The 12,935-nt window shown below is 69.0% G+C and carries 16 protein-coding genes; 8 read left to right on the top strand and 8 right to left on the bottom strand.

Annotated features, from left to right (window positions below):
• Window positions 1–181 precede the first annotated feature (181 nt).
• Together QQM39_RS03100 and QQM39_RS03095 are read right to left on the bottom strand one after the other, a co-directional pair.
• Window positions 182–307 (bottom strand): hypothetical protein, encoded by a 126-nt coding sequence (locus tag QQM39_RS03100; protein ID WP_302003948.1) that lies wholly within the window; start codon window positions 305–307, stop codon window positions 182–184.
• 260 nt (window positions 308–567) lie between these two features.
• Entirely contained in the window at window positions 568–1,584 is a 1,017-nt protein-coding gene (locus tag QQM39_RS03095) for a hypothetical protein (RefSeq protein WP_301995039.1), read from the bottom strand.
• 481 nt (window positions 1,585–2,065) lie between these two features.
• Here QQM39_RS03095 and QQM39_RS03090 point away from each other — a divergent pair, with 481 nt between their 5' ends.
• The gene (locus tag QQM39_RS03090; RefSeq protein ID WP_301995038.1) at window positions 2,066–2,449 is read left to right on the top strand and encodes a hypothetical protein; all 384 of its coding nucleotides are present in this window, start codon (window positions 2,066–2,068) and stop codon (window positions 2,447–2,449) included.
• Window positions 2,450–2,585: 136 nt separating this feature from the next.
• Window positions 2,586–3,377, top strand: a complete 792-nt coding sequence (locus QQM39_RS03085) for an alpha/beta fold hydrolase (protein WP_301995037.1) — start codon at window positions 2,586–2,588, stop codon at window positions 3,375–3,377.
• Between the two features lie 417 nt (window positions 3,378–3,794).
• Here QQM39_RS03085 and QQM39_RS03080 read toward each other — a convergent pair whose 3' ends face one another.
• Window positions 3,795–4,199 carry a MerR family transcriptional regulator gene (locus tag QQM39_RS03080; RefSeq protein ID WP_301995036.1) on the bottom strand — a complete coding sequence of 135 codons (405 nt, stop codon included), beginning with the start codon at window positions 4,197–4,199 and terminating at the stop codon, window positions 3,795–3,797.
• Between the two features lie 412 nt (window positions 4,200–4,611).
• Here QQM39_RS03080 and QQM39_RS03075 point away from each other — a divergent pair, with 412 nt between their 5' ends.
• On the top strand, window positions 4,612–6,117 hold the full coding sequence (locus QQM39_RS03075) for a SulP family inorganic anion transporter (protein ID WP_301995035.1): 1,506 nt from the start codon (window positions 4,612–4,614) through the stop codon (window positions 6,115–6,117).
• 99 nt (window positions 6,118–6,216) lie between these two features.
• On the opposite strand, the gene QQM39_RS03070 is transcribed toward QQM39_RS03075, so the two are convergent.
• The 3 genes from QQM39_RS03070 to QQM39_RS03060 form a co-directional block, all read right to left on the bottom strand.
• A complete protein-coding gene (locus QQM39_RS03070) occupies window positions 6,217–6,435 on the bottom strand; it encodes a hypothetical protein (RefSeq protein ID WP_301995034.1) in 219 nt (72 codons plus the stop codon).
• A complete protein-coding gene (locus QQM39_RS03065; RefSeq protein ID WP_301995033.1) occupies window positions 6,432–6,974 on the bottom strand; it encodes a hypothetical protein in 543 nt (180 codons plus the stop codon). The genes QQM39_RS03070 and QQM39_RS03065 overlap by 4 nt, the downstream gene beginning before the upstream one ends.
• Before the next feature lie 118 nt (window positions 6,975–7,092).
• Entirely contained in the window at window positions 7,093–7,311 is a 219-nt protein-coding gene (locus QQM39_RS03060) for a hypothetical protein (protein WP_301995032.1), read from the bottom strand.
• Window positions 7,312–7,556: 245 nt separating this feature from the next.
• Between QQM39_RS03060 and QQM39_RS03055 the strand changes: the two genes are divergently transcribed.
• On the top strand, window positions 7,557–7,769 hold the full coding sequence (locus tag QQM39_RS03055) for a GNAT family N-acetyltransferase (protein WP_302003462.1): 213 nt from the start codon (window positions 7,557–7,559) through the stop codon (window positions 7,767–7,769).
• Here QQM39_RS03055 and QQM39_RS03050 read toward each other — a convergent pair.
• Complete coding sequence (locus QQM39_RS03050) at window positions 7,726–8,784, bottom strand: CdaR family transcriptional regulator (RefSeq protein ID WP_301995031.1); 1,059 nt, start codon at window positions 8,782–8,784, stop codon at window positions 7,726–7,728. The two genes, QQM39_RS03055 and QQM39_RS03050, sit on opposite strands and share 44 nt — an antisense overlap.
• Window positions 8,785–9,018: 234 nt before the next feature.
• Between QQM39_RS03050 and QQM39_RS03045 the strand changes: the two genes are divergently transcribed.
• Together QQM39_RS03045 and QQM39_RS03040 are read left to right on the top strand one after the other, a co-directional pair.
• Entirely contained in the window at window positions 9,019–9,528 is a 510-nt protein-coding gene (locus tag QQM39_RS03045) for a hypothetical protein (protein WP_301995030.1), read from the top strand.
• 77 nt (window positions 9,529–9,605) lie between these two features.
• Window positions 9,606–9,758, top strand: coding sequence for a hypothetical protein (locus tag QQM39_RS03040; protein WP_301995029.1), 153 nt, complete (start codon window positions 9,606–9,608; stop codon window positions 9,756–9,758).
• A 154-nt stretch (window positions 9,759–9,912) separates the two neighbouring features.
• Here the strand turns inward: QQM39_RS03040 and QQM39_RS03035 are convergent, their stop codons facing one another.
• A complete protein-coding gene (locus QQM39_RS03035) occupies window positions 9,913–10,269 on the bottom strand; it encodes a hypothetical protein (RefSeq protein WP_301995028.1) in 357 nt (118 codons plus the stop codon).
• A 383-nt stretch (window positions 10,270–10,652) separates the two neighbouring features.
• Between QQM39_RS03035 and QQM39_RS03030 the strand changes: the two genes are divergently transcribed.
• Together QQM39_RS03030 and QQM39_RS03025 are read left to right on the top strand one after the other, a co-directional pair.
• Window positions 10,653–11,168, top strand: coding sequence for a hypothetical protein (locus tag QQM39_RS03030; RefSeq protein WP_302003461.1), 516 nt, complete (start codon window positions 10,653–10,655; stop codon window positions 11,166–11,168).
• A gap of 118 nt (window positions 11,169–11,286) precedes the next feature.
• The gene (locus tag QQM39_RS03025) at window positions 11,287–12,819 is read left to right on the top strand and encodes a flotillin family protein (protein ID WP_301995027.1); all 1,533 of its coding nucleotides are present in this window, start codon (window positions 11,287–11,289) and stop codon (window positions 12,817–12,819) included.
• The last annotated feature ends 116 nt before the right edge of the window (window positions 12,820–12,935 follow it).

The following is a 12,935-nucleotide window of genomic DNA, read 5'->3' as shown; positions in this document are numbered from 1 at the left end:
CTGCGCTTGCCGCGCAAGATGGAGTCCGATTTCCCCGTCGAGGGTGAGTAGGTGCCTCGCGGCGAGCACACGCGAAAGCCGCTACAGCGTTCATCGTGGGGGCGGTCAATCGTGGAGATGATCTCAAATGAGACTGATGGTCCGGTGGGGGTCCGGACCCCCCGAACCGAGGAGTGCGGCCTTATCCGGTGGCGGCGTGGCCGTGGATGAGGAGGTCGTACCACTCGATGGTGGTGCCGATGAGGCTCGCGGCGACGATGCGACGGAGATTCGCTGGTGGTGGGGGAGCGGTGGTCGCGGAGGTCATGTGCGCCACTTCCATGTGTGCGGTGGGGACGGGCACGTGTCGGCATCCCGGAGAAACATGTAGGTCAGGCGCACATGTGGCGGGGCAACATAGTTCCGGGCGCGGCTATCGACGAGTACCTGACGTGCTGCATCCAAGGCGCCATCCTCCACGCCCCGCTCTCCCTGCGCCCAGTCGGGCGGCCGGGCAGTCGGCGTGCGGACGCAGGATCGGCCAGCCAGCAGCGGAGACGGCGGTGCGCACCTCGACCACCAGGGGGCTCAGGCTTGTTCCTCACCACCGACACCGGGCGGCATGCGGTAGTCGGGGCTGAGCGGCTCCATCTGCTGCTCGTCCAGCGCTGCGGTCCGCGCGAAGTCCCTACCCGCCTCTGCCGGCTTGCCCCAGGCGTCGGGGTGCAGATAGGTGCCTCGTTCCTCCTCGGGCTTCTCCTCGTCCGCCACCAAGGGGTTCGCCCGCGCGAAAGCGTCCTGGCGGACACCGCTCACCTGCCAGGAAACCTTCACCTCGGGGCGGTCGGTGGCGATGGCGAAGCGGTTGTCCTGTACCTCCTGCGTCACGATCGCCTGGGCGAAGGCGCCGATGGCGGTCAGTTGGTAACGGAAGTCCTCGTTCAGGGCCTCGAAGTAATCCGGCAGTTCGATGACGGCGGCCCCGTCGGCATCCGTCACCACCGTGCCGCTGTACACGTTCAGCCGCTCGGGGGACTCGACGAACGAGTGCAGTAGATAGCGGTTCTCCGGGTCGAGCGGGTGGTCGATGAGAAATCCGCCGGCCCCCTTGGTCAGGGTGCCGGTGACCGTGACCTTGCCTTGGAAATATCCGGCGTAGCCACTGGTGCTCCTGCCCCAGATGCCGTAGGCGATGGACCCGTTGTTCGCCTGGCCGATCACCCCGTTGCCGTTAAGCCCCATCGCCTCTCCAAGCGCGCCCGCGGCGCCGATGCTGTTGTGCAGGACGAGCCCTCTGACGCCATTGCCGGTAAAGGATTGCCCCACCACGCCCGTATGTGTATTGCTGACTCCGGCCACCCCGGTTCCGTCGGACGATGTTCCACGGAGACCTGTACCTTGCTGCCCGCCCTCGGCCCATACTCCCTCATTCTGGCCACGGGCCACGATGCCCGTAAAATCCCCGGTAGCGGCGATGGCCAGTCCGAAGTTGCCACTACCGGTGACGCGAAATGTCCCGTGCCCTCCAGCACCATTGGAGCTCAGGTTGGTCGAGTCCGCACCGGCGTCGTTGGTCGTGCCGAATCGCATCTGTCCCACAGTCATGTGAAGCCCCTCTTCTAGCGGAGTTGTCGGGAAGCCGATATAGGACTGTGGCCATAGAACACTGTTCCGCGGGGTGGCGGACTGATCCGCAAAAGGGTGCACAGAGCGTGTCGCCGATTGCGGCGGCCACGCCGGACGCGCTGGAACTGGGGCTATGGGGCGGGAAAAGATCATCGCTGTTGCGGGAAATGACCTCAGGGCGATTTCACAGCACCTCATCAGCGTATTTGGTCGGTACCTGGAGTTCGCCGGGCACGTCGCGGCCGTCGGCTACGACGCCGACTCTGGCTGACTCACCGTCTGCCCGGAGTGGCGGGCTGGGCGACGAAGCTGCGCCTGGTGCAGGCCCGCGTCATCGAGGCGGCGAACCCACCGGCGAGCCGCACGGTCGTGCGCGGCCTGCGGATCCTCCCCCCGACTCCATGCCCGCGCCCGCGCCGGACGATCACGCCCCGCAGACTGTGAAGGCGCCCAAGGGCCGGTGAAGACAAGGGAGTCGGCATCCGAGGGCTACCGCCAGGCGCTCGCCGCACACCAGGCGGCCCGGCCGGGACGGCACGTCGACGCGGCCCTCGCGGAGGCTGTCGAGCGGCAGACCCTCGCGATGCGCACGCTCAGCGCGCGGGCGTTGTCGAAGACCGCCGCCGGAACCGGCGAGCAGGCGGCCCCGATCGAGGCGGCCCGCATCCAGCGCCGCCGCCGGACTGCGGCCATCGAGGCCGATCTCACGAACCCGCACTCGCTCTGCCACCAGCACAGATTGACGGACGCCCGCCGCGGAGTGGAATCCAAAAGGTACGCCACGCCACCGCACCGCAGGTCTGCTGATGCGGCAGTAGGTCTTGCGCCCGTTCGGAGGCCGTAACGCGGTGGCCCCCGTTCAGCCGCTCGACACGCCCACCCACCGGCGACACGTGCGCCGCGTCCGAGGTGCACGGGTGGCCGGAGCGGCAGAATCCGAGCGCAGGGCGGGAAGACCCGCGCCGAGCGAAGGGGAGGCCATGCCGTCGATTGCCGTCAACGGGACGGACATTTACTACGACTTGCGCGGCACCGGCCCGTCGGTGCTGTTCATCGCCGGTGCGGGCGGCGATGCCGGCACCTTCGAGCGGGTCGCGGACTTGCTCGCCGACGAGTTCACCGTCCTCAGCTACGACCGACGGGGCAACTCGCGCAGTCCGCGTCCCGCCGGGTGGCAAACGACCTCGGTGGCCGAGCAGGCGGACGACGCGGCCGCCCTGCTCACCGCGCTCCGGCTCGCTCCCGCTGCCGTGTACGGCAACAGCTATGGGGCCATCGTCGCCCTGGACCTGCTCGTACGCCATCCCGCCGTCGTCCGTAGCGCGGTACTGCACGAGCCCCCGCTGCAGTCCGTGGTGAAGAACGCGGGCGAGGCCCAGGCCGCCGTGCGGGCAGTCGTCGAGGCAGGCATGGCCGCCGGAGGCCCTGAGTCGGCCGTCGAACACTTCATGCGGTTTGCCTCCGGCGACGAGAACTGGGAGCAGCTGGAGCCGCGGCTGCGTCAGAGGATGCTGGCGAACGGCGAGACGCTCTTCGGTGTCGAGATGGGGACGTTCGAGCCGTACTGCCCAGACGACGCGGCGCTCGCCGGAATCACCGCGCCCACCCGAGCCCTGATCAGCCAGGACTCCCCGGATTTCTTCCACGAGGTCGCTACCTGGCTCGCCGCCCGCCTCGGGACTGAGCTGCTGCGGACCCCGGGCACGCACCTACCGCAGTTCGATCACCCTGAGGAACTCGTTCGCACGGTCAAGCCGTTCCTGGCCACCTGAGCTACCACGCAACGGTCGGGGCAAGGGTGATGGGAGGGTGCGAGGGCGGCCGACGGGCCTGCGACGGCGTCACTGGCTCAATGGCAGGCAGGGTCAGATGAGGTGAGAGCGCGGGCGGCGGCGGGCTTCGGAGCGTGGGCCAGGGGGGGTAGGCCGGCAGCTTGATTCCTGCTCACGAACCTCCTGGAGAAGGCAAAGCTCGGCGCCACGAGCACGGATCTGCTCGAGACCATAAGTACGTCAGGGGTTGACGCGGTCCCATCTGTCGTGATGGAGGAGTTGATCGCGCACCGCATCGCGCCAGAGCAGAGAAAGTACGAGAGGGCGGCGCAGGCCCTCAACAGCATCGCGGAGTCGACTCCCTGGCCGTCCTCGCGGACGCGCTGACCCGCCGAGTCGCGGCCTCGGGGGGAGGGGTCAGAGGGCGGGGACGCGGGTGAGGCGTTCGCGCAAGGTGGCGGCGAACTCTTCCGCTCGCGCCAGCTGCGTACGCAGCTTCTCCACCTGTTCGGCCGCGTTCTGCTCGTAGCCGCGCACGCACTCCAGCAGCGCCTCGCGCTCGGCCGCCGCCAGTTCCTCGCCGGAGTCGAGGCGGTCGGTGGCCTCCAACAGGTCGCGCATCTGGTCCAGGGTGAAACCGAGCGGCTTCATCCGGCGGATCACCATCAGGCGAGCCACGTCGGCCTCGGTATAGAGACGGAAGCCGCCCTGCGAGCGGGCCGAGGGGATGACCAGGCCGGTCTCCTCGTAGTGCCGGATCGTGCGCAGTGACAGCTCGGTCCGCGCGGCGACCTCGCCGATCTGCATGTGCTCGCTGCTCACGCGGGCGCCCTTCCTCTTCTGTCACCAAGGCCACAGGCGGCCGAGGTCGATCTCTACCGTAACGTTAGGGTAGAGTAAATGATCGTCGGGGTCGGTTCCGTGCCGTCCCCGCCTCTATGGTCCGGGATCGTTCCCGTGACCGTCAGCCGTGTCGGGGCCGACGATGCCCCCGGCGAAGACCGATGCCTGCGGGAGAGAGCGTGCGCATGCCCATGATGCCCAGCGCCGCCGCCTGCCCGCCGTGACCCTTCGCCCCTGAAGCAGCGCCCGGAGCCCTCGCTCGTACCCGCTGCCGCGTTCTACTTCAGCCCGCCGAACGCGGGCTCCGCGGATGGCCGCCCCGGCTATCCGGCGCCTTCCTGCACGCCCCGCAACGACGACGGGCGTGCCCGAGCACGACAGGGACCTGCTCTTGTCCACGTCCGCACTGTCCCCGGCCGCCCGCCTGCGCGGCCTGCGCCCCGACTGGCTGAACGATCCGAGGGTCTGGCGCACCGAGGTCTTGGCCGGCCTCGTCGTCGCCCTCGCACTGATCCCCGAGGCGATCTCGTTCTCGATCATCGCGGGAGTCGATCCCGCCATCGGCTTGTTCGCGTCCTTCACGATGGCCGTGACTATTTCCATCGTCGGCGGGCGCCGCGCGATGATCTCCGCCGCCACCGGCGCCATCGCCCTGGTCATCGCCCCGCTCAACCGCGAACACGGCCTCGGCTACCTGATCGCCGCAGTCATCCTGGGCGGCGTCTTCCAGATCATTCTCGGCGCGCTCGGCGTCGCGAAGCTGATGCGGTTCGTGCCGCGCTCGGTGATGGTGGGCTTCGTCAACGCCCTCGCCATCCTGATCTTCATGGCGCAGGTCCCCGAAATGCACGACGTGCCCTGGCCCGTCTACCCGCTGGTCATCGGCGGACTCGCCCTCATGGTGTTCTTCCCGAAGGTCATCAAGGTGATCCCGGCGCCGCTCGTCTCCATCGTCATCCTCACCGTGATCACCGTCGCTGCCGGGATCGCGGTGCCGACCGTCGGCGACAAGGGCGAGCTGCCCTCCTCACTGCCCGTCCCCGGCCTGCCCGACGTGCCCTTCACGATGGACACCCTGACCACCATCGCCCCCTACGCACTCGCCGTGGCGCTGGTCGGTCTGATGGAGTCCCTGATGACCGCCAAGCTCGTCGACGACATCACCGACACCCACTCAAGCAAGACCCGCGAGTCCATCGGCCAGGGCATCGCCAACATCGTCACCGGCTTCTTCGGCGGCATGGGCGGCTGCGCCATGATCGGCCAGACGATGATCAACGTGAAGGTGTCCGGCGCCCGCACCCGCCTGTCCACCTTCCTCGCCGGATCCTTCCTGATGGTGCTGTGCATCGTCTTCGGACCGGTCGTCTCCGACATCCCCATGGCCGCCCTGGTCGCTGTGATGGTGATGGTGTCCTTCGCGACCTTCGACTGGCACTCCATCGCCCCCAAGACCCTGAAGCGGATGCCCGCCGGCGAGATCGCCGTCATGGTCATCACCGTGGTCTGCGTGGTCGCCACCGACAACCTCGCCATCGGCGTCGTCGTCGGCTCCGTCACCGCCATGGTCATCTTCGCCAAACGCGTCGCCCACCTCGCCCACGTCACCGCCGTCACCGACCCCGACGGCGGCAGCGTCGTCTACTCCGTGACCGGCGAACTGTTTTTCGCCTCCTCCAACGACCTCGTCGGCCAGTTCAACTACGCCACCGACCCCGACAAGGTCGTCATCGACCTGACCGCCGCCCACATCTGGGATGCCTCCTCAGTAGCCGCCCTCGACGCGATCGAGACCAAGTACGCCCAGCGCGGCAAGACTGTCGAGATCATCGGCCTGAACAAGCCGAGCGCCCAGATCCACGAGAAACTCAGCGGCGAACTCACCGGCAGCCACTGATTGATCCACCCCGCCTACGAGGGCCGCCCGGACCCAACAGGGTCCGGGCGGCCCTCGCCACGTCTGCTGCCGAGTCCACGCCCGCAGAACGCTCCACTATCAGGCCTCCGCTCGCGCAGCTTGGGCCTGGAAGAGGTCTTTGAGGTCGGGGTGCTGATGGGTCAGGTGCCATCGCTTGACGTCGGCTTCGATGGCGAGTTGGGAGACATTGAGCCGGCCGTTGGACCGTTGTGGCGTACCGGCGAAGAGACGGTTTATCGCGGTGACGATCGCCCGCCGGACGGGGTCCGTCTCATGTTCGATTGAGACCGCGGTCATCGGTCGCCGGCTCCTTCCTCGTGAACGCGAATGATCTTCCTCAGCCGGGCCGGTTCGTGCCGTTCGCGCCCGTGACGGATTCGTGGCGCGAGCGGGTCGTCAACGGCCTTGGAAAGCTGGGCCGCCTGCTGCTTGACGTGCTCGATGTCGCGGTCGGTGCGGACGAGGTTGGTGCATCGGGGACGGCAGTCGTCCGTGTCCGGGGTGACCAGCGGATCGTCGATCGCTCCTCGCAGCTGACAGGCCGCGGTGCCGGGGTTGAGGACGCAGGTCATGCCCTGGCCATGATGGATCTGCAGGAGCGGGCTGCCGACGAGGTCGCGCGCCTGCCGTTCGCTGGTGAGGACTCGCCCGGCGAACTCACGGTTCGCGGCGGTGACCCGGTAGCGATAGGCGTCTGCGGCGGGGCCGCTGACATGCTCCCCTGCGATCAGCGCCTGCTCGTCCTCGGCCAGGCACTCCAAGCGGTGGAGCCAGTCCTCGAAGGCGTACTCATCAGGGAATCCGGACTCGTAGGCGCCGGGGTAGCCCTGAAGCATCCGCGTGTGGAGATGGCCGTACTGAAGAGAGGCCGCGATCAGCCCTCGCGGTCGGCGGCGGATGAACCAGGCAAGGGTGCGCCGGAACCTGCTGGCTGTCAGCGGCCCACGGCCGTCATCAGGGATCGCCAGGCCACGAAACCTTCCAGGTCCTGGGAGAAGGACGTTCCGCTGCGGGCCCGACCATGGCGTTTGAGCGCCCGGGTTGGAGCCTCTCCAGCACCGCGACCGCCTGGCTGACCAGCTCGATGACCACCCAGGGATCCTTGCGGATCTGCCCCTGCGGGATCACGTTGCCGTCTTCGTCCGTGGCGTCCTTGAAATAGACGCCCTCCATCCCGTGGGAGAAATCGGGCCCGCCCAGGCATCCACCAGACGCTGAAGTGCGCGTTCCGCCTCTCTGGCACGGCAGTTGGGGTGCGGGACTGGCCTTCGAGGCCGCCCCTTCCCTGACTCATACGCACAACCGGGCGCATCGGCGTACGCCGATGCGCCGGAATCCTCGGCAGCCTGGAAAGCGGCGCAGCCGCGGAGCCCTTGGCGGTCGCGGCCGATGCGTGGTCAGCAATCGGCTGCGGGTACATGGCCGGGGTATGCACTCACCCCGCAACCCGCGGACGCGGGCCGGCACAGGCCGTCTGTGGCTTCGTCGTGGACGATCTGGTCCACCGGTACGGACGTGCCGCGCTCATTGTGGATGCTGCCAACACGCCGGCGATCGCCGCGCACGAACGCCTGGAAGGCCCGGGCGTCACAGGTCCTTGGCGGGCCAGTCCAGCAGGCGGGCGCCGATGACGGCGGTCTGGAGCATGTAACGGTGGGCCGGGTCGGCCGGGTTGGCGCCGGTGAGCTTGTGGATGCGTTCCAGGCGATAGGTCAGGGCGCGCACGCTGAGCGTGAGGCGGCGGGCGGCCTCGGCGGCGATGCAGCCCGAGTCGAAGTAGGCGGTGAGGGTGTCCAGGAGGGGCTGGGCGCCGCCGCGAGCCGTGGTGAGCGGGCCGAGGGCGCTTCGGACGAGGTCGGCCATGGCCTGCCTGTCGCGGGTCAGAACCGGGTAGACGAGCAGGTCGGCGGCGCGCAGGACCGGGTCGTCGAGGGCTAGGCGGTCTGCCAGTTCGAGGGTGTTCAGGGCTTCTTCGTACGACTGCACGACCCCGCCGGGTCCTTGCTGGGGGCGGCCGATGGCGACCCGGCCGCCGTCGGTCGCGGCGTACGCCTGCTTGGCGAAATGCGTGAGCACCTCGTCCTGGTGGCCGGGCGCGATGCACAGCAGCCGCCCGTCCTTCGTGGTGAGCAGGATGCTGCGGTCGCCGAAACGGGAGATGAGCGCGCGCTCCACCTGCCGGGGCACCGGGGCGCCCTCCTCGTAGGAGACCCGGCCCTGCGCTACGGCGACAGCGTGCGCGTGCGACAGACGCAGGCCGAAGCGTTCGGCGCGTTCGGCCAGGCGGCCCAGGTCGCTGCGGCCGTAGAGAAGGTCGTCGATGAACTCGCGCCGTGAGGCCTCCTCCTGGCGTACGGCGAGGCGTTGGGCGTGTTCGTAGCCCTCCGCGAAGGCGTCGATGACCTGTTGGACTGCGGCGAGTGCGCTGTCGGCGGAGCCGGGGGTGTCAGACCAGTTCGCCCGGGCGGCGGCCAGGTGCGCGTGGACCAGCGCGCGCAGCCCGAAGCCGGCGTCCGCGGCCTGTTCCCCGAGGGCGCGGCGGGAGGCGATCTCGTCCCTGGTGAGGCGTCGGCCGGTGGCCGCGACCTCGGCCAGGATGTGGGCGTAGCCGTCGAGATACTGCTCGGGAATCTCCCGTTCGGTCACGTCGTCCCCCGCATTCTTGACGCCCCGGTGACGCCTTCTTAGCGGCTGACCGGCATGCAGACCCTAATGAACGCTGCCGGGATACGGCAATGCGTGGGCCGGATGCCGTCGTGCAGCATGACGTGCGGGGAGCACGGCGGATGGTTCCGGTGCCGGACACCGGCAGGTGTCCGGGCCGGAGCCGGCCGGGGCCGTGCGCCATTGACGCGCCCTGTAGGGGAGAGGGGCTGGGACGTGCGGACGCTTGTAGAGGCCGCCACGGGCCTGCCGACGATCCTGTTCACCAGCGCCCTCGTCGTGGTCGTGAGCTTCTGGCTACTGGTGGCGTTGGGCGTCGCTGAGGCGGACAGCTTCGACGGGGATGCGGACCTCGATGTCTGGGGCCTGGGCGGGATACCGGTCACGGTGGCGTTCTCGCTGGTAACTGTGGGCACCTGGACCCTCAGCATCGGGGCGACGATCATGGTGGTCACATTCGTGCCCTCGGGGTTCGCGGCCGGCGTGCTACGTCTGACCGTGTCGGTCGGGGCGCCGGCCGCCGCCTGGTTGCTGATCCGCCTGTTGATACGGCCACGGCATCGGTCCCTTCCCGATGAACCCGGGTCGTCCCGGCCCGCCCAGGGCATCGGCAGCGACCTGACCGGTCCGGCACCCGTCCTCCGCGGCGAGGCTGATGGGCCCCTCCGTCGCGTGCCGTGCACCACACCCGGGAAGCTGCCCCAGACGCGCGACCGCGCAGCCTGAGTCTCGCCATCGCTGCGGTCATCGGTGCCCTCGCTGGCGAGTGCGTGCTCGACGACCACATGGCTACCGACGACCACATGGCTACCGACGACCACATGGCTACCGACGACCACATGGCTACCGACGACCACATGGCTACCGGCGAGTCCGCCGTCGCGCGCGCCACCGATACCCGCCAGGTGCCGGCCACTCGAAAACCCGGCATGCCGCCAATCGAAAAGGAACAGTGATGGTGTTCTTCGTGATGCCCGCCGTGGCCGTTCTGATCATCACCGCCAGTACGGCCTTGCTCATCCGCCGAGACCGCCGCCGCATGGAGGCGGACATCGAGACGAGTGATCGCGCTTAGCCCCTCCCCTCGCTGCCACGAGCCCTTGGAATGTCTCAGCCGGTGGGAGCGGCCGGTGAAGAGGCACCGGCGGAGGTCGGCGCAGACGGCTGCTCGGACACTGTGGTGAGTTCGTCACGGGAGTTCTCCGTCTGCTGCGAGGTCACGTCGCGATGGCCCTCGTACTCGTCCCCCGATCCGGCGGACAGATGGGACGCGGTTCCTGAGACGATGATGACCGAGGCCACCACTCCCACCGCACGGCCGATCCGACGGCGTCTGGCACGGCCGTCCATGTCACGCCATGCTGTGCCGCTCCAGAGGTCTTCTGGCTGCCAGAGTTCACCGACCGCTTCTTTGACGGCGGAATGCCGGATGGCCGTCTCGTTGTCCTCGATGAACTTCTGCCACACGTCGTCCGGAATGGATGGCGTGTCGTCGCGCTGCCCCGGCGCTGCCCCGGCGCTGCGCTGTCGCCTGGGTCCTGAATGGCCACTGTCCTCCTCTATTCACAGCCTGGAGACGCCGTCGGGGGACAGAACGTCCCGCAGCTCCAACCAACCGAGCACCAGGAGAAGTTCCTCGCGCCAGGCGCATTCCAGGCTTCAGCCGGGTGCAGTTGTGGATGACGCAGCCGAACCGGCGGCGCAGCTGGCCGCCCCTGCGACCCCGACTGCGGACGGCACGGCATTAAACCAGCGTAAAGATTGCCGGAACCAGGCAATGTCCTGGCCAAGGTCCGCGTGTGAACATGCCTGTACCGACGGGGGAGCGCAAGGAGAGGCGGTGAGTGCGGATGGCCTGGTTTCTGGGTCTCGGCATCGCGGGGGTCGCCCTCCTTGCCCTGTCGCTGATCTTCGACGGTGTGCTCGAGGGACTTTTCGACGGCGTCAACGTGCTTGACGGCCTCTTCGACGGGTGGCTGTCGCTGCCGGTCATCGCCGGATTCGTCTCCATGCTCGGCTTCTCCGGCACGATCGCCATGGGCACCACGGGTCTTGGTGGGGCAGGGGCCACAGCGGTCGGTGTCCCGGCCGGTGTGGCCACGGGCTGGCTGGCGTATCGCCTCAGCCGCGCGTTGATGAGCGACCGTTCCGGAGAGGCTCCACGCGACGACGATCTGATCGGCACGTCGGGCTCGGTGGTTACCGCCATCCCGGTCGGCGGCTACGGCGAGGTGCTGGTGCATCTGGCCGGGCAGCCGGTGAAGTTCGCGGCGAAGAGCCCGGTCCCCGTGGCTCGCGGAGCCGAAGTCTGGGTGGATCAGGCGCTGTCCCATACGGCCGTGTCCGTGCGTCCGGTCGAACGCTGATCGAGCGAGCCACCGCTCGCATCCCCCACACCTGCATGGGGCGCCGGCTCGGCGGTGCCTTCACGCGCATCACCCTTTTCTATTCGCCGTCCCCAGGGGAGGGCTGAGGGGAAGAACCATGAATTCAGTAGCAATCGCCGTGGTGGGAGTCGTCGTACTCCTGGTCCTCCTGGCGCTGGTCGTCATATCGCGTTACAAGGTGGCCGGGCCGAGTGAGGCGTTCATCGTTACCGGGCGGCGGGGCAAGAAGGCCACCGACCCGGAGACCGGCCGGGTCTTCACCGACAACAGCGGGCAGAAGGTCGTGGTCGGCGGCGGTGTGTTCGTCGTGCCGTTCGTGCAGCAGAAGTTCACTCTCGACCTCTCCTCTCGGCACATCCCCGTCGCGGTACGCGGTGCGGTCACCCTGCGCGGGGTGAAGGCCCACCTCGAGGGTGTCGCCATCGTCAAGGTCGGCGGCACCGAGGACTCGATCCGGGCCGCGGCCCAGCGGTTCTTGATGCAGCAGGACGGCATCGTCGGCTTCACGCAAGAAGTGCTCTCCGGCGCGCTGCGGGCCATCGTGGGCCGGATGTCGGTGGAGGACATCATCCGCGACCGGGCCGCGTTCGCAGGGCAGGTGGCGGAGGAGGCCGAGGCGAGCCTGTCCGGGCAGGGCCTGGTGCTGGACGCCTTTCAGATCCAGGACATCACGACCGAGGGCTCCTACCTGGAGGACCTCGGCCGCCCCGAGGCGGCCCGCGCCAAGCAGGAGGCCGACATCGCCGAGGCTGTGGCGCGGCGCGCCGCCGAGCAGGCCCGGCTGAAGGCCGAGGAGGAAATCGCTGTGGCCCAGCGGACCTTCTATCTCAAGCAGGCCGAGATCAAGGCCCAGACCGACGAGGCGGCCGCCCGTGCGGCCGCAGCGGGGCCCCTGGCGGAGGCTGCACGGCAGCAGGAGATCCTCGCTGAGCAGGAGAAGGTCGCCGAGCACCAGGCAGCACTGACCGACCGTCAGCTCGACACCCAGGTCCGCAAGCCCGCCGACGCCCAGCGGTACGCCGCGGAGCAGGAGGCCGAGGCCAGGCGCGTCGCCCGGGTCAAGCAGGCAGAGGCCGAGCGGGCGGCCGCGATCGCCGCCGCACAGGCGGAGGCCGAGCGGTCCCGGCTGACCGGTGAGGGCGAGAAGCAGCGCCGGTCCGCGCTGGCCGAGGCGGAGGCCATCGAGGGTCTCAAGCAGGGGGAGGCCGAGCGGTCCCGCCGCGCGGCAATCGCGGAAGCGGTGCGGTTGGAGGGTGACGCCGACGCGGCGGCGATCGGTGCGAAGGGCGCGGCCGAGGCCGAGGCGATGCAGAAGAAGGCCGACGCCTTCGCGCAGTACGGCGACGCGGCCGTGTTGCAGATGCTCGTCGAGGTTCTCCCGCAGGTCGTCGCCAAGGCGTCCGAGCCGCTGAGCGCCGTGGACAAGATGACGGTCATCTCCACCGACGGCGCCAGCCAGTTGTCGCGCACCGTCGCCGACAACGTTGCCCAGGGCGTCGAACTCCTCAGCTCCACCACGGGAGTCGACCTCGCCGAGCTGCTGAAGGGCATCACTCAGCGGGTGGGCGGTGCACAGCCCGCGGTGGCGGCGCCTGCCCAGGCCAACGGAAAGATCGAGATCGCCGGCTGACGAGACGAGCGATGCAGGAAGCCCGGACGGCCGTACGACGGTCCGGGCCGCCCGAGGCGCCGTCCCCAACGGGGGTGGGGACGGCGCCTCATCGGCTGTGGCGAAGAATGCTGAGC

The sequence above is a fragment of the Streptomyces sp. DT2A-34 genome, assembly GCF_030499515.1.
GTDB lineage: Bacteria > Actinomycetota > Actinomycetes > Streptomycetales > Streptomycetaceae > Streptomyces.
Note: the sequence above shows the minus strand (reverse complement) of the source record. Positions and strands in the feature narration are given on the sequence as shown.